This window comes from Dyella marensis, assembly GCF_049532885.1.
GTDB lineage: Bacteria > Pseudomonadota > Gammaproteobacteria > Xanthomonadales > Rhodanobacteraceae > Dyella_D > Dyella_D marensis.
In genome coordinates, this window is the sequence record NZ_CP064029.1 from 3,750,641 (window position 1) to 3,773,236 (window position 22,596).

19 protein-coding genes and 1 pseudogene are annotated in these 22,596 nt (G+C 68.5%); 15 read left to right on the plus strand and 5 right to left on the minus strand.

Going from position 1 to position 22,596, the window contains the following annotated elements:
* Window position 1: 1 nt before the first annotated feature.
* From ISN75_RS16270 to map, 4 genes are all read right to left on the minus strand, one after another.
* Window positions 2-778: a hypothetical protein gene (locus ISN75_RS16270; RefSeq protein ID WP_343821665.1), complete on the minus strand. Its 777-nt coding sequence runs from the start codon at window positions 776-778 to the stop codon at window positions 2-4.
* Window positions 778-1,605, minus strand: coding sequence for a 2,3,4,5-tetrahydropyridine-2,6-dicarboxylate N-succinyltransferase (gene dapD, locus ISN75_RS16275; RefSeq protein WP_214573107.1), 828 nt, complete (start codon window positions 1,603-1,605; stop codon window positions 778-780). Before dapD ends, ISN75_RS16270 begins: the two co-directional genes overlap by 1 nt.
* Window positions 1,606-1,706: 101 nt before the next feature.
* A complete protein-coding gene (gene glnD, locus ISN75_RS16280; RefSeq protein WP_343821667.1) occupies window positions 1,707-4,349 on the minus strand; it encodes a [protein-PII] uridylyltransferase in 2,643 nt (880 codons plus the stop codon).
* 147 nt (window positions 4,350-4,496) lie between these two features.
* Window positions 4,497-5,261, minus strand: a complete 765-nt coding sequence (map, locus tag ISN75_RS16285; protein WP_167257830.1) for a type I methionyl aminopeptidase — start codon at window positions 5,259-5,261, stop codon at window positions 4,497-4,499.
* Window positions 5,262-5,608: 347 nt separating this feature from the next.
* Between map and rpsB the strand changes: the two genes are divergently transcribed.
* The 15 genes from rpsB (at window position 5,609) to ISN75_RS16360 (ending at window position 20,652) form a co-directional block, all read left to right on the plus strand.
* Window positions 5,609-6,496: a 30S ribosomal protein S2 gene (gene rpsB / locus ISN75_RS16290; RefSeq protein ID WP_167257832.1), complete on the plus strand. Its 888-nt coding sequence runs from the start codon at window positions 5,609-5,611 to the stop codon at window positions 6,494-6,496.
* A gap of 60 nt (window positions 6,497-6,556) precedes the next feature.
* Entirely contained in the window at window positions 6,557-7,435 is an 879-nt protein-coding gene (tsf, locus tag ISN75_RS16295; protein WP_167257834.1) for a translation elongation factor Ts, read from the plus strand.
* 234 nt (window positions 7,436-7,669) lie between these two features.
* Window positions 7,670-8,392: a UMP kinase gene (gene pyrH, locus ISN75_RS16300; protein WP_167257836.1), complete on the plus strand. Its 723-nt coding sequence runs from the start codon at window positions 7,670-7,672 to the stop codon at window positions 8,390-8,392.
* Between the two features lie 109 nt (window positions 8,393-8,501).
* Window positions 8,502-9,059 (plus strand): ribosome recycling factor, encoded by a 558-nt coding sequence (frr, locus tag ISN75_RS16305; RefSeq protein WP_167257838.1) that lies wholly within the window; start codon window positions 8,502-8,504, stop codon window positions 9,057-9,059.
* 20 nt (window positions 9,060-9,079) lie between these two features.
* The gene (gene uppS, locus ISN75_RS16310) at window positions 9,080-9,820 is read left to right on the plus strand and encodes a polyprenyl diphosphate synthase (protein ID WP_167257840.1); all 741 of its coding nucleotides are present in this window, start codon (window positions 9,080-9,082) and stop codon (window positions 9,818-9,820) included.
* Window positions 9,821-9,833: 13 nt separating this feature from the next.
* Window positions 9,834-10,652 (plus strand): phosphatidate cytidylyltransferase, encoded by an 819-nt coding sequence (locus ISN75_RS16315; RefSeq protein WP_168649512.1) that lies wholly within the window; start codon window positions 9,834-9,836, stop codon window positions 10,650-10,652.
* Window positions 10,649-11,833, plus strand: coding sequence for a 1-deoxy-D-xylulose-5-phosphate reductoisomerase (locus ISN75_RS16320; RefSeq protein WP_343821672.1), 1,185 nt, complete (start codon window positions 10,649-10,651; stop codon window positions 11,831-11,833). Before ISN75_RS16315 ends, ISN75_RS16320 begins: the two co-directional genes overlap by 4 nt.
* 13 nt (window positions 11,834-11,846) lie before the next feature.
* Entirely contained in the window at window positions 11,847-13,193 is a 1,347-nt protein-coding gene (gene rseP / locus ISN75_RS16325; RefSeq protein ID WP_168649514.1) for an RIP metalloprotease RseP, read from the plus strand.
* A gap of 212 nt (window positions 13,194-13,405) precedes the next feature.
* Window positions 13,406-15,847 (plus strand): outer membrane protein assembly factor BamA, encoded by a 2,442-nt coding sequence (bamA, locus tag ISN75_RS16330; RefSeq protein WP_167257846.1) that lies wholly within the window; start codon window positions 13,406-13,408, stop codon window positions 15,845-15,847.
* A gap of 141 nt (window positions 15,848-15,988) precedes the next feature.
* Entirely contained in the window at window positions 15,989-17,017 is a 1,029-nt protein-coding gene (lpxD, locus tag ISN75_RS16335) for a UDP-3-O-(3-hydroxymyristoyl)glucosamine N-acyltransferase (RefSeq protein WP_167257848.1), read from the plus strand.
* On the plus strand, window positions 17,010-17,483 hold the full coding sequence (gene fabZ, locus ISN75_RS16340; protein ID WP_167257850.1) for a 3-hydroxyacyl-ACP dehydratase FabZ: 474 nt from the start codon (window positions 17,010-17,012) through the stop codon (window positions 17,481-17,483). Before lpxD ends, fabZ begins: the two co-directional genes overlap by 8 nt.
* Complete coding sequence (lpxA, locus tag ISN75_RS16345) at window positions 17,480-18,268, plus strand: acyl-ACP--UDP-N-acetylglucosamine O-acyltransferase (RefSeq protein ID WP_167257852.1); 789 nt, start codon at window positions 17,480-17,482, stop codon at window positions 18,266-18,268. The genes fabZ and lpxA overlap by 4 nt, the downstream gene beginning before the upstream one ends.
* Before the next feature lie 4 nt (window positions 18,269-18,272).
* Complete coding sequence (gene lpxB / locus ISN75_RS16350; protein WP_343821676.1) at window positions 18,273-19,478, plus strand: lipid-A-disaccharide synthase; 1,206 nt, start codon at window positions 18,273-18,275, stop codon at window positions 19,476-19,478.
* Window positions 19,475-20,071, plus strand: a complete 597-nt coding sequence (gene rnhB / locus ISN75_RS16355) for a ribonuclease HII (RefSeq protein WP_168649517.1) — start codon at window positions 19,475-19,477, stop codon at window positions 20,069-20,071. Before lpxB ends, rnhB begins: the two co-directional genes overlap by 4 nt.
* 368 nt (window positions 20,072-20,439) lie before the next feature.
* A complete protein-coding gene (locus ISN75_RS16360) occupies window positions 20,440-20,652 on the plus strand; it encodes a hypothetical protein (protein ID WP_343821679.1) in 213 nt (70 codons plus the stop codon).
* A 60-nt stretch (window positions 20,653-20,712) separates the two neighbouring features.
* On the opposite strand, the pseudogene ISN75_RS16365 reads toward ISN75_RS16360, so the two are convergent.
* Window positions 20,713-22,156, minus strand: a pseudogene (locus tag ISN75_RS16365) (APC family permease).
* Window positions 22,157-22,596: the final 440 nt, after the last annotated feature.

The following is a 22,596-nucleotide window of genomic DNA, read 5'->3' on the forward strand; positions in this document are numbered from 1 at the left end:
GCTATCCGTCGATGGGTTGTTGCCGCCGCAGCATGCGCAGCAGCACGTAGAAAGCCAGGGCGGCGACGAGGTGCTTGATGGTGTGCCCGCTGACCGTGCCGCCGGTTGCCTGGAACACCTGCTTGTCGCCCTGCTCGCAGGCAAAGGCCACCAGATAGATACCCAGCACCGCGAACAGCTGCGCGCGCCCGCTCCACGGCGTCGGCAACAGGGCCACCGCCAGCAGGAGCAGCAGGATCGAGCCGCCCTCGGCCACGAAATACGGCAACAGATTGCCGGTGACGTTCCAGTAAACGACGCAGCCCACGCCGAGCAGGGACAGGCCCAGCAGCGGCAGGTCGGAGCGCCAGCGCAGGCGTTCGGCCAGCGTGGCGGCGAGCAGCGGCATGAACACCAGGGTCATAGGCAGGCGGTCCCATACCAGCCGCGCGTCCGAAGGCGCCCAGTGGTAGTAGGCGGAGCCGAAGGCGGTCAGCGCGAGGCCGGCGAACGTCAAGGCATAGGCATGCAGGGGGATCCTGCCCATCGCCTGCACGCGCGGCTCGCGCATGGCGGACAGGCCCAGCACGCCCACCAGCAGGAACGCGAGATTGGACATCACGTCGCCGAAGTTCGGCACGCCCAGCCAGCCGCGCGCGTCGGCGAAGCCGTGGTAAGCCTGCGGCTGCGCCACCGGCGGCAGCGCGAACGCCAGCACCGCCAGCACGACGCCGGCCAGGGCGAGCAGATAGCCGCGCTTGCGCGCCGCGGCCACACTCACCCCGGCCGTGGCCGCCATCAGTCGGCGCTGCGCAGCAGTTCGTTGATGCCGGTCTTGCTGCGCGTCTTCTCGTCCACCTGCTTGACGATGATGGCGGCGTACAGGCTGTGCGAGCCGTCCTTGGCCGGCAGGCTGCCGGCCACCACCACGCTGCCGGCCGGCACGCGGCCGTAGCTGATCTCGCCGGTGGCGCGGTTGTAGATGCGGGTGGACTGGCCCAGGAACACGCCCATGCCGATCACGCTGCCCTTCTCCACCACCACGCCTTCCACCACTTCGGAACGCGCGCCGATAAAGCAGTTGTCTTCGATGATGGTGGGGTTCGCCTGCAGCGGCTCCAGCACGCCGCCGATGCCGACGCCGCCGGACAGATGCACGTGCGCGCCGATCTGCGCGCAGGAGCCCACCGTGGCCCAGGTATCGACCATGCTGCCGGCGCCGACATAGGCGCCGATGTTGACGTAGCTGGGCATCAGCACGGCGTCCTTGGCCACGTGCGCGCCGCGGCGCACCAGCGCGCCGGGCACCACGCGCGCGCCCAGGCCCTGCAGTTCGGCGTCGTTGCCGTGGGCGAAGCGCAGCGGCACCTTGTCGAAGGCCAGCGCGGAGCCGCCGTCGACCACGCGGTTGCCGTTGATGCGGAAGTACAGCAGCACGGCTTTCTTGATCCACTGGTTGACCGTCCAGCCGCCGTTGCCGTCCGGCTCGGCGACGCGGCGTTCGCCGGATTCCAGCAGGTCGATCACCTGCTCCACGGCGGGGCGCAGATAGGTTTCGATGTCCGACTGGGTGAGGTCGTTGCGGCGCTCGAAGGCGTCGTTGATCAGGGATTCGATGCTTTGCATGGGGTGCTGAAGGGGGCTGGTGAGAACCCGGCCATGCTAGCGGGATTGGCCGCAGCGGGCGAGCCGTTTGGCCGTCCATCGCGCGTGTTGCGGACTTTGCCCTAGCCCGCGCGCCTGGCCGCGCCCAGCCGGTCCAGCAGGGCGTGCAGCAGGCGGTCCTGCTGCACCACGCTCAGCGGCGCGTTGCGGCGATCGCTGATCAGGAAGAAATCCTCCACGCGCTCGCCGAAGGTGGCGATGCGCGCGTCGTGCACGCGCACCTCGGCGTCGGCCATGGCCTGCGACACCGCGGCGAGCAGGCCCGGCCGGTCGCTGCACACCAGGGACAGCCGGGTGCGGTCGCCGACCGCGCTGAAGGCGATCTTCGGCGCCACCTGGAAATGCTTCAGGTGCCGCGACATGTTCCGCCGCGACGGCTGGTGCGCATGCGCCGGCTGCGACAGCGCGCGATGCAGGCGCTGCTGCAGTTCCTCGGCGCGCTCCGCGCTGGCCGGCTGCTGGCTGTCCGATTCCAGCAGCAGGAAGGTATCCAGCGCCATGCCGTTGCGGCTGTTGAGGATGCGTGCCTCCATCACCGAGAAATGCAGGCGGTCGAGCATGGCGGTGACCGAGGCGAACAGGCCGTCGCGGTCGGGCGTGTAGACGAACAGCTCCGTCGTGCCGCGCACCGACAGCGGATGCACTTCGATCAAAGGCGTGGCGCCGGCCGAACGCAGGATCGCCGCGGTCTGCCAGGCGATCTGCTCGGGCCGGTGGCGCAGGAAGCTCTGCTCCGGGAAATCCAGCCACACGCGTTCGCAGGCGGCCTGCGCGAAGCCTTCGGCGAGCAGCAGCGCCAGCGCGGCCTCGCGGCATTCGCGCACACGCGCGGCGGCATCGCGCGGCAGCTCGTCGTCGCTGGCCAGCGCGTAGCGGGTGGCGGTGTAGAGGTCGGCGAGCAGGCGGTCCTTCCACGCGTTCCACAAGCGCGGACTGGTGCCGATGATGTCGGCGATGGTCAGCAGGTAGAGCAGGTCCAGGCGTTCGCGCTCACCCACGGCTTCGGCGAAGCGCTGCACCACGTCGGGGTCGGTGATGTCCTGGCGCTGCGCGGTGACGCTCATCAGCAGATGCCAGCGCACCAGCCAGGCGATCAGCTCGATGTCTTCGCGCGGCAGCCCGAGCCGGGCGCCGAAGGCGCGCGCGTCCTCTTCGCCCAGCACCGAGTGGTCGCCGCCGCGTCCCTTGGCGATGTCGTGGAACAGCGCGCCGAGCAGTAGCAGCTCGGGCTTTTCCAGCGTGGGCCAGATGCCGCAGGCGAGCGGGAATTCGCCGCGCGCGGCCGGGTCGGCGAAGCGCGCCACGTTGCGCAGCACGCGCAGCGTGTGTTCGTCCACGGTGTAGACGTGGAACAGGTCGTACTGCATGCGCCCGAACACCTTGCCGAAGGCCGGCAGCACCGCCGCCAGCAGGCCGTGCCGGTTCATGCGCCACAACGCTTCCACCGCCGGCGCGCCCTTGCGCAGCAGGCGCAGGAAGGCATCGAGCACCTGCGGATCGTCGGCCAGCGAGGCGCCGAAGAACGCGGTGGCCTGGTGGATGCGGCGCATGGTGTCGGCGGTGAAGCCGACGATGCCCGGCTCGCCGAGCCGCAGGATGAACACTTCGACCAGGGCCGCGGGCCGGCGCACGAACAGATCCGGATCGCGCACCGCCAGGCGCGAACCGTAGCGCAGGAAATCCGCGCCCACGGCCTGCGGCTCGATCGGCGGTTCGAGCATTTCCTCGAAACGCTCGGCGATCTGCACGCCCAGCCGCTCCACCTGGCTGGCGGCGCGGTAATAGCCCTGCATGAACTGTTCGACGCCGAGATTTTTTTCGTGCTCGTCGCGGAAGCCGAGCTGCTCGGCCAGCGCGCGCTGGTAATCGAACAGCAGGCGCTCCTCGGCGCGGCCGGCTTCCAGGTGCAGCGCGAAGCGGTAGCGGCGCAGCGTGGCTTCGGCTTCTTCCAGCGTGGAGCGTTCGGCCGGGTCGAGCAGGCCTTCTTCCACCATGTCGTCGAAGTCGTCCGCATGCGCCAGGCGGCGTCCCAGCCAGCGCAGCGAATCGAGCGTGCGCAGGCCGCCGGGGCCGTCCTTGATGTTCGGTTCGAGGTTGTAGGCGGTGTCGTTGTAGCGCGCGTGGCGGCTGTCGCGTTCGGACAGGCGCACGGCCAGGTAGGCGGCTGGCGGCCACAGCGCGGGATCGTCGACGATCGCCTGCAGCGATTGCTCCAGCGCCGGATCGCCGGCCAGCCGGCGCGCATCGAGCAGGCTGGTGAACACGCTGGCGTCCTGCGCGGCCAGCGTCCGGCACTGCGCCGGATCGCGCACGGCGTGGCCCACTTTCAGGCCGATATCCCACAGCGTGGCGAAGCATTGCTCCAGCGCGCGCAGCCGCGCCGGCTCGGCGCGCTCGGCCAGCACCAGCAGGTCCACGTCCGAATGCGGAAACAGCAGGCCGCGCCCGAAACCGCCGACGGCGAACAGCGCCGCGCCATCGACTTCGCCCAGGCAGGCCGTCCACACGTGGGCCACGATGCGCGACACCGAATCGCCGCGCCGGCGCGCCAGGGCGGTGGCGTCGGCGCCGTCGCGGAAGGCGGTGGCGATGGCGCGGTCGACGTCGCCCAGCAGCTGCCGCAGGGCCCGCCGCGCCTCGGTCGACACGCCCGAACGCGGGACCGCGATGGGCAGGCGGGGCAGCGGGGGCAGCACGACGGTCATGGGGTGAGGGAATAGAGAATAGGGAATCGGGAATAGGAGTCTGCCACGACGGATCGGCGACGAGCTCGAATGACGACCCGTAAAGCAAAAAGGGCGGCCATCCGGCCGCCCTCCGATTCCCTGTTTACCATTCTCTATGCCCGCCCCTCAGGCATCCGGCCAGGGCGTGAGGATCTCGAAGCCGTCCTCGGTCACCGCGATGGTGTGTTCCCACTGGGCCGAGAGCGAGTGGTCCTTGGTGACCACCGTCCAGCCGTCCGGCAGCTGGCGGGTCTGCGGCTTGCCGGCGTTGACCATCGGCTCGACCGTGAAGGTCATGCCCTGCTTCAGTTCCAGCCCGCTGGCGGGCTTGCCGTAGTGCAGCACCTGCGGTTCGTCGTGGTAGACCTTGCCGATGCCGTGGCCGCAGTACTCGCGCACCACCGAGAAGCCGGCCGCCTCGGCATGCTTCTGGATGGCGTGGCCGACGTCGCCCAGGGTGGCGCCGGGGCGCACCGACTGGATGCCCAGCATCATCGCCTCGTGGGTGGTCTCCACCAGCCGGCGGGCCAGCACCGACGGGGTGCCGACGAAGTACATGCGGCTGGTGTCGCCGTGCCAGCCGTCTTTGATGACGGTGACGTCCAGGTTGATGATGTCGCCGTCCTTCAGCAGCTTGGACGGGCTGGGGATGCCGTGGCAGATCACGTGGTTGACCGAGGTGCACAGCGTCTTGGGGAAGCCGTTGTAGCCGACGTTGGCCGGGATCGCCTTCTGCACGTTGACGATGTGCTCGTAGGCGAGGCGGTCCAGGTCCTCGGTGGTGACGCCGGGCTTGACGTGCTCTTTAAGCATGGCCAGCACTTCGGCGGCCAGCTTGCCGGCCTCGCGCATGGCCTGGATATCGGCGGGGGATTTCAGGGTAACGGCCATAGTTCCACTCAAATGGCGCCGCAAACCCCGGCTTCAACGGGCCCAGCTCAGGCTGAACCGGCCGGCGGCTTGCTGCTATGCCGGCGCGCCGGCTATAATTTCGGAGTTTTGCTGCCCGGAGAACCCGCCATACATGGCGTTTCCCGACCGGCCGCAAAGCGAAAAACGATTGTAACCGCGCTGCGGCATGATCGCCTAAGTCCTTGATCGGACAAACCAACGCCACACACGCATCGGCACCGCCTTCGGGGTGCCGCGGGCCCTTGGGGTACCGCGGTCGAAGCCGGGGATGCGTGGAGGTCCCAACCCCCGGGCCACATGACAAGGCCCAACGAAGGAGTTTTCCCATGGCACAAGTCACCATGCGCCAGATGCTTGAAGCCGGCGTGCATTTTGGTCACCAGACCCGCTACTGGAACCCCAAGATGGCTCCGTACATCTTCGGTGCCCGCGGCAAGATCCACATCATCAACCTTGAAAAGACCCTCCCGCTGTTCACCGACGCGATGAACTTCCTGTCGGGCGTGGCGCAGAAGCGCGGCACCGTGCTGTTCGTCGGCACCAAGCGCTCGGCCCGCGAGGCCCTGGCCGAGGAAGCCGGCCGCGCCGGCATGCCCTTCGTCACCGCCCGCTGGCTCGGCGGCATGCTGACCAACTTCCGCACCGTCAAGCAGTCCGTGGCGCGCCTGAAGGAGCTGGAAGCGGCCGAGACCGACGGCAGCTTCGACCGCCTGGTCAAGCACGAAGTGCTGGCCCGCCGCCGCGAGCGCGACAAGCTGGAGAACTCGCTGGGCGGCATCAAGGACATGAACCGCCTGCCCGACGCGCTGTTCGTGGTCGACATCGGCCATGAAGACATCGCCGTGCAGGAAGCCAAGAAGCTCGGCATCCCCGTGGTCGCGGTCGTTGACACCAACTACAACCCGGAGCTGGTGGACTACGCCATCCCGGGCAACGACGACGCCATCCGCGCGATCCAGCTGTACGCCCGCGCCGCCGCCGACTCGATCCTCGAGGGCCGTGCCGCCGCTCCGGCTGCCGCCCAGGGCGACGCCAACGAGTTCGTCGAGCTCGACGAGGAAGGCAACCCGGTCGCCAAGGAAGAGCGCAAGGCCGCTCCGCGCCGCGACAACAACCGCGGTCCGGCCAAGAAGGGCGCCGGCGCCCCGCGCCGCGACGGCGGCCGTGGCGGCCGCGGTGGCCGCCAGGCCGAAGGCGAAGCGGACGGCGAGTAAGCCATCCCCTGCCCCGGCCGGCACCGGCCGGGGCGTTTCAAAGATTTTCGAGGAACCCAGATGACTGCCATTACCGCAAAACTGGTCGGCGAACTGCGCGAGCGCTCGGGCGCCGGCATGATGGACTGCAAGAAGGCGCTCACCGAGACCAACGGCGACATCGAAGCCGCCATCGAGCACCTGCGCAAGACCGGCCTGGCCAAGGCCGACAAGAAGGCCGACCGCGTCGCCGCCGAAGGCCGCGTGGCCACCGCCAGCGACAACGGCAAGGCCGTGCTGGTCGAGGTCAACAGCGAGACCGACTTCGCCGCCAAGAACGCCGAATTCGTCGACTTCACCAATGCCGTGGCGCAGGCCGTGCTGAAGGCCGGCGTGACCGAGATCGAGGCCGTCAAGGCCGCCGCGATCGAAGGCTTCGCCAGCATCGAAGAGGCCGCCAAGGCCAAGACCGCGACCATCGGCGAGAAGATCGACGTGCGCCGCGCCGCCCGCGTGGAGAACGACGGCCCGCTCGGCGTGTATTCGCACGGCGGCAAGATCGGCGTGATCGTGGCGCTCAAGGGCGGCTCGGAAGAGCTGGCCAAGGGCATCGCCATGCACGTGGCCGCCATGAACCCGCCCTACGTGAAGGCCGAGGACGTTCCCGCCGACTTCATCGCGCGCGAGAAGGACATCGCCCTCGCCGCCATGTCGGACAAGGAAAAGAACAAGCCGGCCGACATCCTCGACAAGATCATCTCCGGCAAGATCAACAAGATCGTGTCGGACGTGACCCTGGTCGGCCAGCCCTACGTGCTGGACACCAACGTCACCGTCGGCGACGCCCTCAAGAAGGAAGGCGCGGACGTGGTGAAGGTGGTGCGCCTGGTCGTGGGCGAAGGCATCGAGAAGATCCAGGAGGATTATCTCGCCGAAGTGCAGAAGGCCATGCAGGTCTGACCTGCTTGCGCATGCGATGAAAAAGCCGCGGGAAACCGCGGCTTTTTTATTGCCCGCGATTCGTTGCCGCAGCACGCATGGATGGACGGCCGGACGTCCGCGCCACGCCGCGAAAACACGCAAGCATGAACGAAACATCGTCGCACCCCGCGCCACCAGGCGCCTCGCGCTTACCTTAGGAGCGGCGCAGCCGCTACAATGCGCGCGTTTTGCCACACACAATCCGGAGACCCCATGAGCGAACCGCTTAAATATCGCCGCATCCTGCTCAAACTCTCCGGTGAAGCGCTGATGGGCGAAGCCGACTACGGCATCGACCCGAAAGTGATCGGCCGCCTGGCCGACGAGATCATCGACATCCAGAAGGCCGGCATCCAGATCGGCGTGGTCATCGGCGGCGGCAACATCTTCCGCGGCGCCGGCCTCGCCGCCGCGGGCATGGACCGCGTCACCGGCGACCACATGGGCATGCTCGCCACCGTGATGAACGCGCTGGCCATGCAGGATGCGATCGAACGCCGCGGCGGCTTCGCCCGCGTGATGAGCGCCATCCAGATCCACGACGTGGCCGAGGACTTCATCCGCCGCCGCGCCATCCGCCATATCGAGAAGGGCCGCATCGCACTGTTCGCGGCCGGCACCGGCAATCCGTTCTTCACCACCGACTCGGCCGCCGCGCTGCGCGCGGTGGAGATCGGCGCGGACCTGCTGCTGAAGGCCACCAAGGTCGACGGCGTGTACACCGCCGACCCGGCCCGCGACCCCAGCGCCACCCGCTACGACCAGCTCACCTACGACCAGGTGATCGAGCGCAAGCTGGCGGTGATGGACACCGCCGCCATCGCGCTGTGCCGCGACCACGGCATGCCGCTGCGCATCTACGACATGACCGTGCCGGGCAACCTGCTGCGGATCATGCGCGGCGAATCGATCGGCACCATCGTCACCGACCGCTGACGCCTTCGCGGGGCCGCCCCAGGGCGCCCCGCCAGCCCCGGAAGCCCGCCCCCGTGCGGGCTTCCCCCGCTGCTATACTTCCAGGCTTGCACGTTCAAGGGGTATGCCCATGCTCAACGACATCAAGACCGATGCCCAGACCCGCATGGGCAAAAGCATCGACTCGCTCAAGCACAGCCTCACCCGCCTGCGCACCGGCCGCGCCAGCACGGCGCTGGTGGAACACATCAGGGTGCCGGCCTACGGCTCCGAGATGCCGCTCAACCAGGTGGCCTCGATCTCGCTGGGCGACGCCCGCTCGATCATCATCACGCCGTTCGACAAGAGCCACATCGCCGCGATCGAGAAGGCCCTGCTGTCCTCGGACGTCGGCATCACGCCGACCACCGCCGGCACCGTGATCCGCCTGAACATGCCGCCGCTCACCGAAGAGCGCCGCCGCGAGCTGGCCAAGCACGTGGCGCACGAGGGCGAGGACGCCAAGATCTCGATCCGCAACGTGCGCCGTGACGCGATGCAGCAGGTCAAGGACCTGCTCAAGGACAAGAAGATCACCGAAGACGACGAGCGCCGGGCCGAGGACGACATCCAGAAGCTCACCGATCGCTTCGTCAAGGAAGTCGACACCATCGCCAAGGCCAAGGAAGAGGAACTGATGGCGCTCTGACGCGCCATCGTTCCCACTCCATGACCGGCGCCGACGCCGCGCGGATCCCGCGCCACATCGCCATCGTGATGGACGGCAACGGCCGCTGGGCAAAGGCGCGCCACCGCCCGCGCAGCTTCGGCCACAACGCCGGCCGCAAGGCCTTGCGCGAAGTGGTCGAGGGCTGCCTGCGCGAAGGCGTGCAGGCGCTGACCGTATTCGCCTTCTCCAGCGAGAACTGGCAGCGTCCGCAGGACGAGGTCGGCGCGCTGATGGAACTGTTCGTGCGCGCGCTCGACAAGGAAGTGGACGAACTGCACCAGCACGGCGTGCGCATGCGCTTCGTCGGCGACCTGGGCGCGTTCGAGCCGGGCCTGCGCCAGCGCATGAACCAGGCGATCGCGCATACCGCCGGCAACGACAAGCTGCACCTCAACGTGGCGGTGAACTACGGCGGCCGCTGGGACGTGGTCCAGGCCGCGCGCAAGGCCGCCGAAGCGGTGGCCCGCGGCGAATTCCGCGCCGACGAGATCGACGAGCACCTGCTCGGCCACTGGATGAGCCTGGCCGACCTGCCGCCGCTGGACCTGTTCATCCGCACCGGCGGCGAGCTGCGCATCAGCAATTTCCTGCTGTGGCAGGCCGCCTACGCGGAGCTCTACTTCACCGATACCTTGTGGCCGGACTTCGACCAGGCTTGCCTGCGGCAGGCCATCGAGGAATATGCACGCCGCGAGCGCCGCTACGGGCGCACCGGCGAACAGGTCGCCGCCAAGGCCTAACCCAGGGAATCGCATGCTGCTCCAGCGCACTCTCACCGCACTGCTGCTCGCGCCGCTGGCGATCCTGCTGATCCTGTGGCCGCCGACCCATGTGTTCGCGCCGCTCGTGTCGGCCGCCTTCCTGCTGGCGCTGTGGGAATGGACGCGCCTGTCCGGCCTGAAGGACACCGGCGTGCGCATCGGCCTGCTGGCGGTGGCCGCCGTGCTGTTCGCCCTGCTGTGGTGGGCGCGCGATACCGCGCTGTGGGCGGTGCTGATCGCCGCGGGCGTGCTGTGGTGGGCGCTGGTCTGCGTGTGGCTGCGGCACTTCGCCTTCGGCGCCGCGCCGACCCGCGAGAACCAGCTGTTCAAGCTCGGCGCCGGCGCGCTGGTGCTGCTGCCTTCGTGGGTGGCCGCGATGAGCATCCACCGCGCCCAGCCGCACGGGCACGAGTGGACCGTGCTGGCGCTGGCCATCGTGTGGGCCGCCGATATCGGCGCCTATTTCAGCGGCCGCCTGTTCGGCAAGCGCAAGCTGGCCCCGACCATCAGCCCCGGCAAGACCTGGGCCGGCGTGTACGGCGCCTTCGTCGCCGGCGCCCTGGTGGCCGGCGTGGGCGGCTGGCTGCTGCAGGTGCGCGACGGCGGGCTGGTCGGCCTGATCCTGCTGTCGATGGTGACCGTGGTCGCCTCGATCGTCGGCGACCTGCTGGAAAGCCTGATGAAGCGGCATGCCGCGGTGAAGGACTCCGGCAACCTGTTCCCCGGCCACGGCGGCCTGCTGGACCGCCTGGACAGCGTGTTCGCCGCCCTGCCCGTGTTCGCCGCCGGCAAATTGCTGCTGGGTCTATGAGCGGGCTGCGCCAGATCGCGGTACTGGGGGCCACCGGCTCCATCGGCGGCAGCACGCTGGACGTGATCGCGCGCCATCCGCAGCGTTTCCGCGCCAGCGTGCTGGCCGCCCACCGCCAGGTGGAAGCGCTGGCCGCGCTGTGCGAGCGGCACCGGCCGGATCTCGCCGTGATCGGCGATCCGGCGCTGGAGGGCGAACTGGCCCGCCGCCTGGCCGCCGCCGGCGTGCGCTGCGAGGTGGCCGCCGGCCACGACGCGATTACCGCCGCCGCCTCCGGCGGACTGTGCGATACCGTGGTGGCCGCCATCGTCGGCGCCGCCGGCCTGGACTCCACCCTGGCCGCCGCGCGCAGCGGCAAGCGCCTGCTGCTGGCCAACAAGGAATCGATCGTGATGGCCGGCGAGCTGCTGCTGGCCGCGCTGCGCGAAGGCGGCGGCGAGCTGATCCCGGTCGATTCCGAGCACAACGCCATCTTCCAGTGCCTGCCCGGCGGCCGCCCCGAGCTGGCCCGCAGCGGCGTGCGCCGGCTGGTGCTGACCGCCTCCGGCGGCCCGTTCCGCGGCCGCAGCCGCGCCGAGCTGGCCGGCATCACCCCGGACGAGGCCTGCCGGCATCCGAAGTGGTCGATGGGGCGCAAGATCTCGGTCGATTCGGCCACCCTGATGAACAAGGGCCTGGAAGTGATCGAGGCCCACCACCTGTTCCAGGCCGCCCCCGATGCGATCGAGGTGCTGGTGCACCCGCAGAGCCTGGTGCATTCCCTGGTCGACTACGTGGACGGCTCGGTGCTGGCCCAGCTCGGCAATCCGGACATGCGCACGGCCATCGCCCATGCGCTGGCCTGGCCGGAGCGGGTGGATTCGGGCGTGCCGCCGCTGGACCTGGCCGCCCATGGCAGCCTGCAGTTCGAGGCGCCGGACCTGGCCACCTTCCGCTGCCTGGCCCTGGCCTTCCAGGCACTGCGCGCGGGGGGCGATGCCACCGCCGTCCTGAATGCCGCGAACGAGGTGGCGGTGGAAGCCTTCCTCGCCGGCGCGCTGCCCTTCCTGTCGATCGCCGACGTGGTCGAAAGCGTGCTCATGGAACTGCCGCCGCAAGCCGTGGTCGATGTCCGGTCCCTTACTGAACGTGACCGGGCAGCCCGCGAGGCCACCCGCCGCATCCTCCGCAACGCATGCTGATAAGCTCTTGCAGATGAATTCCTTTTTCGGCTCGATCTTCTGGTTGCTGGTCACGCTGGGCGTGCTGGTGACCTTTCATGAGTTCGGCCACTACTGGGTCGCGCGCCGCTGCGGCGTCAAGGTGCTGCGCTTCTCGGTGGGCTTCGGCCGCGCCATCTGGAAGCGCATCGGCAAGGACGGCACCGAGTACCAGGTCGCCCTCATTCCCCTGGGCGGCTACGTGAAGATGCTGGACGCCCGCGAGGGCGAGGTCGACCCGGCCGACCAGGGCCGCGAGTTCACCCGCAAGCCGGTGTGGCAGCGCATCGCCATCGTCGCGGCCGGCCCCGCCTTCAATCTGATTTTCACCGTGGCCGCGTTCTGGGCCATGTTCGTGGTCGGCATGCCCGACGCCGCGCCCAACGTCACCGCCGTGCCGCACAGCATGGCCGCCGACGCCGGCGTGCGCCCGGGCGACCGCGTGCTCGCCGTCGACGGCAAGCCGGTCGACACCCTGAGCGATGCCTACGACGCCATCGCCAACGCCCTGCTCGGCCGCGAACCGCTGCCGCTGCGCCTGCGCGGCACCGACGGCGCCGAGCGCGTGGTCACCCTGCCGCTGAACCAGCTGCCCGCCGGGCAGGACATCGGCCAGTACCTGGAAAAGCTCGGCATCAAGACCGCGCCCGCCGCGCCGGTCGCCGCCGTGGTGCGCGCCGGCTTCCCGGCCGCCGCCGCCGGCATGCAGGGCGGCGACCGCATCGTCAGCATCAACGGCCAGCCGGTGGCCGATTTCGAAGCCTTCTCGCGCCTGGTGGTGGCCGAGGCGACCCGGTCGCCGGCCCTGGCCATCGCGGTGGAGCGCAACGGCAAGCCGCTGAACTTCACGGTCACCGCGCGCATGGAATCGATGGAAGGCCAGCCGCCGCGCTGGCTGATCGGCGTGTCGCCGCCGCAGCCGGAACAGGTGGTGCGCCGCTACGGGCCGGTGGCCGCGGTCGGCGCCTCGCTGGGCGCGACCTGGGACAACACCGTCTCGCTGTTCAACATGATCGGCAAGATGGTCAGCGGCCAGGCCTCGACCAAGAACCTCTCCGGCGTGATCGGCATCGCCCAGGTGGCCAATGCCTCGGCCAGCATGGGCCCCGCCTGGTTCCTGCGCTTCCTCGCCCTGGTCTCGCTGAGCTTGGCGGTATTGAACCTGCTGCCCATCCCCGTCTTGGACGGCGGTCACCTGCTGTATTACCTTATCGAGTTGGTCAAGGGCAGTCCGCTGAGTGAGCGCACGATGATGGCCGGCCAGTACGTCGGCCTGTTCCTGCTGCTCACCTTGATGGGTCTGGCGTTTTACAACGACATCCATCGCAGTCTGTTCTTGTGACGCGCGTGCCCAACGCCAGCGTCGGGGGACGGCCGGCCCGCGGCAAGGCGACACCGGTTGTCGCCCGTGCCGGCGCGCCATGCGTTGAAGCATCCTCCGCCGCGCTCGCGAACGGCGCGCGCTTTTTTTCGAGTCCGGGCACTTTTCCGGCTCAATTCATACGCGCAGCGGCCAAGGCGGCCGCTGCGTCCGCATAAACAACGGAATCGACGATGAAGCGTATCGCCGCCCTGATCCTGCTTGCCTCACTCACCGCCAACGCGCTTGCGTTCGAGCCGTTCGTCGTTTCCGACATCCGCATCGATGGCCTAAGCCGCATCTCGGCGGGCACGGTGCTCAACTACCTGCCGGTCAACAAGGGCGACCGCCTGACCACGGATGCCGCCCAGCGCGCCATCCGCGCCCTGTACCAGACCAAGTTCTTCAGCGAGGTCGAGATCGACCGCGAAGGCGACATCATGGTGATCAAGGTCACCGAGCGCCCGTCCATCGCCAAGCTCACCCTGCGCGGCAACAAGGACATCAAGGAAGACGACCTGCGCAAGGGCCTGAAGGAGATCGGCCTGTCCGAAGGCGAGACCTTCGACCGCCTCTCGCTCGACCGCGTGCAGCAGGAGCTGATCCGCCAGTACTACAACCGCGGCAAGTACAACGTCTCGGTCGAACCGCACGTCACCAATCTCGACCGCAACCGCGTGGCGATCGACATCGAGATCCGCGAAGGCAAGGTCGCCAAGATCAAAGAGATCAACATCGTCGGCAACAAGGCGTTCACCGACAAGGAAATCCGCAAGGACTTCGAATCCGACACCACCAACTGGATGTCCTGGTATTCGAAGGACGACCAGTACTCGCGCGAGAAGCTCTCCGGCGACCTGGAGAAGCTGCAGTCCTACTACATGGACCGCGGCTACGCCGACTTCGGCGTGGATTCCACCCAGGTCAGCATCGCCCCCGACAAGCGCGAGATGTACATCGCCGCCGCGGTGAAGGAAGGCGAGATCTACACCGTCTCCGACATCCACCTGCTCGGCGACCTGGTGCTGCCGGAAGAAACCCTGCGCCAGCTGGTGTTCCAGAAGAAGGACCAGACCTTCAACCGCAAGGCGATCGAAGCCAGCTCCGATGCGATCAAGAGCATCCTGGCCAGCATTGGCTACGCCTTCGCCAAGGTCACGCCGGTGCCGAAGCTGGACAAGGACAAGCGCACCGTCGACCTCACCTTCTACATCGAGCCCGGCAAGCGCGTGTACGTGCGCCGCGTGGTGTTCAACGGCAATACCCGCACCGAAGACGACGTGATGCGCCGCGAAATGCGCCAGCTGGAAGGCAGCTGGTACTCGCAGCCGGCGATCGACCGCTCGAAGATCCGCCTGCAGCACCTGGGCTACTTCAAGAAGGTCGACATCGACAAGAAGCTGGTGCCGGGCACCGAGGACCAGGTCGACCTGACGGTGAAGGTGGAAGAACAGTCCGCCGGCAGCCTGATGTTCGGCGTGGGCTATTCGCAGTACTCGGGCATCATCCTGTCCGCCTCGGTGTCGCAGAACAACTTCCTGGGCACGGGCGACAGCTTCTCGGTGTCCGCGCAGCGCAGCGACTACGTCACCAGCGTCAGCGCCACCTATTTCAACCCGTACCTGACCGACAACGGCATCGGTATCGGCTACAACGCCGCGTACAGCAAGAGCGACTACGGCGACGCCAACAGCGACTTCGTCAACTTCACCAGCAGCCAGAAGTCGTTCTCGGCCTTCCTCAACATCCCGATCACCGACTTCGACAGCCTGCGCGCCGGCCTCGGCCTGAGCAGCAACAAGATCAACCTGGACTACCAGACCTACGACTCCACCGGCCAGATCGTCACGCAGAGCCTGTCGCCGCAGCAGCTGATCGACTACCAGAACGCGATCGGCCACAAGACCATCCACTCGTGGACCGGCCAGCTGGGCTGGACCCACGACACGCGCAACGGCTACTGGGCGCCGACCCGCGGCGGCATGATGACGCTGTCCACCGACATCGCGCTGCCCGGCTCCACCGTGCAGTACTACAAGATCTTCGGCGAGGCCAACCACTACTGGCCGATCGGCGGCGGCTTCGTGCTGTACCTGGACGGCCAGGTCGGCTACGGCAAGACCTATGGCCAGGAGTACGACAACAGCTTCGGCGACTACGTGAAGGGCCAGAAGATCGACTTCCCGTTCTGGGAGAACTACTACTCCGGCGGCGTGCGCGACGTGCGCGGCTTCCAGGACAACACGCTGGGCCCGAAGCTCTGCGTGGGCACCGACGCCAGCGGCAAGCCGCTGCAGGCCGACAAGGACGGCCGTTGCAACGGTGGCTACTACACCTACGCCCAGCCGGTCGGCGGCGCGTTCAAGGTGCTGGGTACGGCGCAGGTGTTCATCCCGCTGCCGTTCCTGAAGGACGTGAACACCGCCCGCGTGTCGTGGTTCGTCGACGTCGGCAACGTGTACAAGGACTACAGCGCCTTCAAGGCTTCGGAGCTGCGCGCCTCGACCGGTATCTCGCTGCAGTGGCAGGCGCCGATCGGCCCGCTGATCATCAACTTCGCCACGCCGATCCGCTCCAAGAAGGAAGATCGTCACTACGAAGAGCGCATCCAGTTCACCTTCGGCAGCCAGTTCTAAGCCGGGCAATCATCTGACCGGCAGGGTCCGAAGCACCGCAACACCCCCGAAAGCGCGGCCACGGCCGCGCTTTCTTTTGCCCGTGCGGAAAGACGCCGCGCCCCCCGCGCCCTACAATGCCCGCACCGCCAGGGAGCCCGCATGAGCACCTTCCAATACACCGTGGCCGAGCTGGCCGAACGCTTCGGCCTGGCCTTCCAGGGCGACGGCCAGCGCGTGATCGACGGCGTCGGCACCCTGGCCGGCGCCGGCCCCAGCCAGCTGAGCTTCCTGTCCAACAGCAAGTACGGCGCCCAGCTCGCCGGCGCGCGCGCCGGCGTGGTGGTGCTGCGCGAAGAAAACCTCAGCGACTGTCCCACCGCCGCACTCATCGCCAAGGACCCCTACGTCGCCTACGCCAAGATCGCCGCGCTGTTCGAGCGCCTGCCCGCTTCGCCCGCCGGCATCCATGCCAGCGCCGTGGTCTCGCCCGCCGCGCGCATCGCGCCGACGGCCAGCATCGGCCCCTGCTGCGTGGTGGAAGAAGACGCCGTGATCGAAGACGGCGCCGTGCTCGGCCCGCATTGCATCGTCGGCGCCGGCTGCACGGTGGGCGCGCAGTCGCGGCTGGTGGCGCGGGTTACCCTGGTCACCCGCGTGACCCTGGGCAAGCGCGTGCTGGTCCACCCCGGCGCGGTGATCGGCTCGGACGGCTTCGGCCTCGCCTTCGACAAAGACCACTGGATCAAGCTGCCGCAGCTCGGCGGCGTGCGCATCGGCGACGACTGCGAGATCGGCGCCAACACCACCATCGACCGCGGCGCGCTGGAAGACACCGTGCTGGAAGAGGACGTGCGCCTGGACAACCAGATCCAGATCGCCCACAACGTCCACGTCGGCGCGCACACCGCCATGGCCGGCTGCGCCGCGGTGGCCGGCAGCGCGAAGATCGGCCGCTACTGCATGATCGGCGGCAACGCCGGCGTGCTGGGCCATCTGGAGCTGGCCGACCGGGTTACCATTACGGCCAAGAGCCTGGTGACCCATTCGATCCGCGAGCCCGGCGAGTATTCCTCGGGGGTACCGTTGCAGGAAAACCGCCTGTGGCGGCGCAATGCGGCCCGTTTCAAGCACCTTGACGAGTACGTGCGCCGGCTTTCGGCGCTGGAGAAGGACAGCAACAATGAGTGACAAGACCGAGCCCTACCACCTGCCGGTGACGGTGGAGCAGATCCAGAAGCTGCTGCCGCACCGCTATCCGTTCCTGCTGGTGGACCGGGTGATCGAGCTGGAGCCGGACCACCGCGTGGTGGGCCTGAAGAACGTGACCATGAACGAGCCGTTCTTCCAGGGCCATTTCCCGGGCCATCCGGTAATGCCCGGCGTGCTGATCGTGGAGGCCATGGCGCAGACCGCCGGCCTGCTCACCCAGATCAGCAGCCGCATGAAGGGCGACACCGGCAGCCCGCTGTTCTACCTGGCCAAGGTGGACGACGCGCGCTTCTACTGCCCGGTGGTGCCGGGCGACCAGCTGCTGATGGAAGTGAAGCTGCTGCGCCTGCTGCGCGGCATGGGCATGTTCGAGGCCGAGAGCCGCGTCAACGGCAAGAAGGTCGCTTCCTGCACGCTGGTCTGCGCGGCGAGGTCCGACAAATGAGCCAGGCCAGCGCCATCCACCCCACCGCACAGATCGATCCTTCCGCCAAATTGGGCGCCAACGTCAGCGTCGGCGCCTACAGCGTGATCGGCGCCGAGGTGGAGATCGGCGAGGGCACGGTCGTCGGTCCGCACGTGGTGATCGAAGGCCCCACCCGCATCGGCCGCGACAACCGCATCAGCCAGTTCGCCTCGCTCGGCGGCGCGCCGCAGGACAAGAAGTTCCAGGGCGAGCGCACCGAGCTGGTCATCGGCGACCGCAACCTGATCCGCGAATTCGTCACGGTCAACCGCGGCACGGGCGACGGCGGCGGCATCACCCGCATCGGCAACGACAACTGGCTGCTGGCCTACGTGCACGTGGCGCATGACTGCCAGATCGGCAACAACACCGTGTTCTCCAACTACTCGGCGCTGGCCGGGCACGTGGAGATCGGCGACTTCGTGATCATGTCCGGCTTCTCCGGCGTGCATCAGTTCTGCAAGGTCGGCGCGCACGCCTTCATCGGCATGGGCTGCCTGGTCGGCTCCGACGTGCCGCCGTTCGTGATGATGGCCAACGAGCAGCGCGGCCGCCCGCGCGGCATCAACAGCGAAGGCCTTAAGCGCCGCGGCTTCGACCCCACCCGCATCGCCGCGATCAAGCGCGCCTACCGCACGCTGTACATGGCCGGCCTGACCCAGGCCGACGCGCGCGAGCAGCTGGTGTCGCTGGCGCAGGAAAGCGACGACGTGCGCTCGATGCTGGAATTCCTGGATCGCAGCGAGCGGGCTCTCGCACGCTGACGCCATGAGCTCAGCCGCCGAAACCCCCATCGTCATCGCACTCATCGCCGGAGAAGACTCCGGCGACCAGCTCGGCGCCGACCTCATCGTGGCTCTGCGCAAGCGCTACCCCGGCGCCCGCTTCGCCGGCATCGGCGGCGCGCGCATGCAGGCGCAGGGTTTCGAATCCTGGTACGACATCCGCGAGCTGTCGCTGTTCGGCTTCGCCGAAGTGATCAGCCACCTGCCCCGCCTGCTGCGCCTGCGCAAGGAACTGGTGGCGCGGCTGATCGCGGCGCAACCCGCGGTAGTGGTCGGCATCGACGCACCGGATTTCAACCTCGGCGTGGAACAGCGCGTCCGCGCCGCCGGCCTGCGCACCGTGCACTACGTCAGCCCGTCCGTGTGGGCCTGGCGCGAGGAGCGCGCGGCCAGGATCGGCCGCAGCGCCGACCGCGTGCTGTGCCTGTTCCCGATGGAGCCGGCGATCTATGCGCGCCACGGCGTCGACGCGCGCTTCGTCGGCCACCCGCTGGCGGACCGCTTCGCCCTGGTCTCCGACCGCGTCGGCGCGCGCGACTTCCTGCAACTGCCGCAGAACGCACCGGTGCTGGCCGTGCTGCCGGGCAGCCGCGCCTCGGAAGTGGCAAAGCTGGGCCGCGTGTTTCTCGATGCGGCGCGCCGCGTGGCCGCGCAGTTGCCGGGCCTGCGCATCATCGTTCCGGCGGCCAACACGCGCGTGCACGCGACGCTGAAAGCGATGCTCGGCGAAGGTCCCGGCAACGATGACACCCCCATCCTGCTCGACGGCCGCGCGCACGAAGCGATGCTCGCCGCCGACGTGGTGCTGCTCGCTTCCGGCACCGCCACGCTGGAAGCCATGCTGGCCAAGCGTCCGATGGTGGTCGGCTACCGCGTGTCGCCGATCAGCTACCGCATCGCGCGCGCGCTGAACATGCTGAAGACCGACGTCTACGCGCTGCCGAACATCCTGGCCCGCGCCTGCGGCCTCGGCGAGCGGGCCATGCTGGCGCCGGAGCTGATGCAGGACGACTGCACGCCGGAGAAACTCTCCGCCGCCGTGCTCGCGCTGTTCCAGGACAGCCAGCGCCGCGGCGAGATCGTCGCCGCCTTCGAGCAATTGCACCGCGCGCTGCGCGGCGAGCTGGAAGGCGAAGCGGGCGACCATGCGGCCGACGCGATCATCGAACTGATCGAGCGTCCGCGATGAACAGGAAAGCGCTGCGCCATATCGCCGGCGTCGACGAAGCCGGCCGCGGCCCGCTCGCGGGGCCGGTGGTGGTGGCCGCGGTCATTCTCGATCCCAAGCGCCCGATCGACGGCTTGAACGATTCGAAGAAGCTCACCGAAGCGAAGCGCGAGTCGCTGTATCCGCAGATCGTGGCGAATGCGCTGGCGCATTGCATCGTCGCCATGAGCGTCACCGAGATCGACCAGCTCAATATCTTCCAGGCCACCATGGCCGGGATGAGCCGCGCCGTCGCGGGCCTGTCGCTGGTGGCGCACGAGGCCTGGATCGACGGCAATGCGCTGCCGAAGAACCTGCCCTGCCCCGGCCGCGCCATCGTCGGCGGCGATGCGCTGGAGCCGGCGATCAGCGCCGCCTCGATCCTGGCCAAGGTCACCCGCGACCGCCTGATGGTGGCGATGGAAACGCAGTACCCCGGCTATGGCTTCGCCGCGCACAAGGGCTATCCCACGCCGGCGCATTTCGAAGCGCTGCAGCGGCTGGGGCCGTGCGCCGAGCACCGCCGCAGCTTTGCGCCGGTGAAGATCATGCTCGATCAGGGCGTGCTTTTTTAGACGGCTGTTCGCCCACGGGCGCAAAGCATCAACGAGGCCAAAAGCCGCTGCCCGCAAACGATTTCCGTCATGCCCTTCGACACGGGTTTTTTCTTGCGATGCGGGTCTAGACTGGCTCCACGGTCGGACCAGGCCCCGAGCCCATCCGACCGGCGCTTCGCCCTGGCACGCGCCGCGCAACCCTTCTCCAGCGGCGCGCATCGAAGGTTCGAAGCAGGACGAAGCCGGGCCGACCGCCCCGCCGACCGCCGAGCCACCCCGGTTCCGCGGCACGGTCGCCGCTTCAGGCACGGACGCAAGGTACAGCCTTCCGCGTCGCCACGCGGAACACGCCAGCGGCGCATGCAAGACGCCGCAGGAGTTCAGCCATGACACTTCCCAACACGCCACTCACCGTCGTCCCGAACGGTGGCGACGCCCCGTCGGCGGACCCGGCCGCGATCTCCACCGTGTCTACGCAGGACGCGCCGCCGCTGCTGGATACCGCCCACGTCGACTACAACCTGCACCCGCTGAAGGTGAGCGGCCTCGATCACTTCATCGACCAGCCCGACGGCAACGAACGCTTCCGCATTTCCTGACCCCGCACACGCAGGTTGGGGTGAGCCAAAGGCGAACCCCAACGGAAGCGGGGCTGCCGCTCAACGCCCGCGCAGCAGGCTGTGCCGATAACCGTAGGCGATGTAGATCAGCATGCCCAGCGCGGTCCACGCGCCGAGCAGGATCCAGTTGGCCAGGTTCATCTGCGCCAGCAGGAAGCCGCACACCAGCACGCCCAGGCTGCACACCACCGGCGCGGCCGGCACGCGGAAGCCGCGCGGCAGGTTCGGATGCGTGCGGCGCAGCACCAGCACGCCGATGCACACCGTGGCGAAAGCCAGCAGCGTGCCCATCGAAAGCAGGTCGCCCAGCAGGCTGAGCGGAAACACCGCGGCCAGGATGCCGCCCACCGTGCCCACCAGCAGGGTGGTGCGGTGCGGCGTTTGGTGGCGCTCGTGCACCGCGCCGAAGAAGGTCGGCAGCAGGCCGTCGCCGGCCATGGTGTAGAGGATGCGCGACAGGCCCAGGTGCATCACCAGGATCACCGAGGTCAGCCCCGCCACCGCGCCCACCTGGGTCAGCAGCTTCAGCCAGGCCAGCGGCGGATGCGCCGCCAGCGCCGTCGCCACCGGCTCGGCCGTGCCCAGCTGCGGGTACGGCACCAGGCCGGTGAGCACCGCCGCCACGATGATGTACAGCACCGTGCACACCGCCAGCGAAATCAGGATGCCCGCCGGCACGTTGCGCTGCGGGTTGCGCGTTTCCTGCGCCGCCGTCGCCACCGCGTCGAAGCCGATGTAGGCATAGAACACGCTGGTCGCCGCGCGGAACACGCCGGCCCAGCCGTAGTGATCGCCGCCCTGGTTCTGCGGCACGTACGGGTGCCACAGCGCGGGGTCCACGTACTGCAACCCGCACACCACGAACAGCACCACCACGATCACCTTCAGCGCCACCACCACGCTGGCGAACGCCGTGGATTGCTTCGTCCCGCGATACAGCAGCGCGGTAAGCGCCGCGACCACCAGCAGCGCCGGCAGATTCAGCAGCGCGCCGGTGAACTGCAGATGCCCGTCCTTGAAGCTCAGCGGCGCATTGGCCAGCGCCTCCGGCACATGGATACCCAGCGTCTTCAGCAGACCCACGCCGTAACCGGACCAGCCCACCGCCACGGACGACACCGCCAACCGCCAGCAGATATTCCGCCACCACGTTCCACCCGATAAACCAGGCCAGCAGCTCGCCGAACGTGGCATAGGCGTAGACATAGGCACTGCCCGACACCGGCAGCATCGCCGCGAACTCCGCATAGCTCAGCGCCGCCAGCGCCGCCGCCAGCCCCGCCAGCACGAACGACAAGGTCAAGGCCGGCCCCGCATGCTCCGCCGCCGCCTGCCCCGTGATCACGAAAATACCCGCGCCGATCACCGCACCCACGCCCAGCACGATCAGCTCCTTCAGCCCCAGCGTCCGCCGCAGCGAATCATCGGCAGTGAGCGAGGCCTCGACAGGCTTCACGGCAAACAGCGAACGGATCAACGACATCGGAGCGCTCCGGGGCGCGGTAGAGAGCCAGGAACCATGCCAGCCAGGGGCTGCCGTGGCAACTGGAATCGGGTGGGGCCTGTGGTTGCGGCCTTGTGGCAAGTGCCGCCCCTCACCCCGACCCTCTCCCCGGCGGGGAGAGGGGGATGACGGGCGGGGCGACAATCAAGCGAAGAGCTCGCGGCGCAGCCGCGGCGTTCCGCTTGTGCGCTTTTGCTCTACCGGGTCCCCTTGGCGCCGGCGGTGAGGGCTGGACGAAAAGGCCCCCGCAGGGGGGCGGGGACACGATGTCCCCGCCTTTTTGATCAGGGCATGGATGCCCTGTCAAAAAGCCCGGCCAGCCCTCACGGACCCTCAGCAGCTTTGCTGCTGAGGGCGCCAAGCAGGGTGCCCTTTCTTCTTGGTTACTTCTTCTTTGGGCACGCAAAGAAGAAGTAACT

Excerpts from the sequence above, each read along its gene's own strand:
- uppS (WP_167257840.1), top strand. The coding sequence starts at position 9,080 with ATGACCGGCGCCGACGCCGCGCGGATCCCGCGCCACATCGCCATCGTG.
- map (WP_167257830.1), bottom strand. The coding sequence starts at position 5,261 with ATGGCCGTTACCCTGAAATCCCCCGCCGATATCCAGGCCATGCGCGAG.
- bamA (WP_167257846.1), top strand. The coding sequence starts at position 13,406 with ATGAAGCGTATCGCCGCCCTGATCCTGCTTGCCTCACTCACCGCCAAC.
- rpsB (WP_167257832.1), top strand. The coding sequence starts at position 5,609 with ATGGCACAAGTCACCATGCGCCAGATGCTTGAAGCCGGCGTGCATTTT.
- lpxB (WP_343821676.1), top strand. The coding sequence starts at position 18,273 with ATGAGCTCAGCCGCCGAAACCCCCATCGTCATCGCACTCATCGCCGGA.
- ISN75_RS16320 (WP_343821672.1), top strand. The coding sequence starts at position 10,649 with ATGAGCGGGCTGCGCCAGATCGCGGTACTGGGGGCCACCGGCTCCATC.
- tsf (WP_167257834.1), top strand. The coding sequence starts at position 6,557 with ATGACTGCCATTACCGCAAAACTGGTCGGCGAACTGCGCGAGCGCTCG.
- frr (WP_167257838.1), top strand. The coding sequence starts at position 8,502 with ATGCTCAACGACATCAAGACCGATGCCCAGACCCGCATGGGCAAAAGC.
- pyrH (WP_167257836.1), top strand. The coding sequence starts at position 7,670 with ATGAGCGAACCGCTTAAATATCGCCGCATCCTGCTCAAACTCTCCGGT.
- fabZ (WP_167257850.1), top strand. The coding sequence starts at position 17,010 with ATGAGTGACAAGACCGAGCCCTACCACCTGCCGGTGACGGTGGAGCAG.
- glnD (WP_343821667.1), bottom strand. The coding sequence starts at position 4,349 with ATGACCGTCGTGCTGCCCCCGCTGCCCCGCCTGCCCATCGCGGTCCCG.
- dapD (WP_214573107.1), bottom strand. The coding sequence starts at position 1,605 with ATGCAAAGCATCGAATCCCTGATCAACGACGCCTTCGAGCGCCGCAAC.
- ISN75_RS16270 (WP_343821665.1), bottom strand. The coding sequence starts at position 778 with ATGGCGGCCACGGCCGGGGTGAGTGTGGCCGCGGCGCGCAAGCGCGGC.
- lpxA (WP_167257852.1), top strand. The coding sequence starts at position 17,480 with ATGAGCCAGGCCAGCGCCATCCACCCCACCGCACAGATCGATCCTTCC.
- lpxD (WP_167257848.1), top strand. The coding sequence starts at position 15,989 with ATGAGCACCTTCCAATACACCGTGGCCGAGCTGGCCGAACGCTTCGGC.
- rseP (WP_168649514.1), top strand. The coding sequence starts at position 11,847 with ATGAATTCCTTTTTCGGCTCGATCTTCTGGTTGCTGGTCACGCTGGGC.
- ISN75_RS16360 (WP_343821679.1), top strand. The coding sequence starts at position 20,440 with ATGACACTTCCCAACACGCCACTCACCGTCGTCCCGAACGGTGGCGAC.
- ISN75_RS16315 (WP_168649512.1), top strand. The coding sequence starts at position 9,834 with ATGCTGCTCCAGCGCACTCTCACCGCACTGCTGCTCGCGCCGCTGGCG.
- rnhB (WP_168649517.1), top strand. The coding sequence starts at position 19,475 with ATGAACAGGAAAGCGCTGCGCCATATCGCCGGCGTCGACGAAGCCGGC.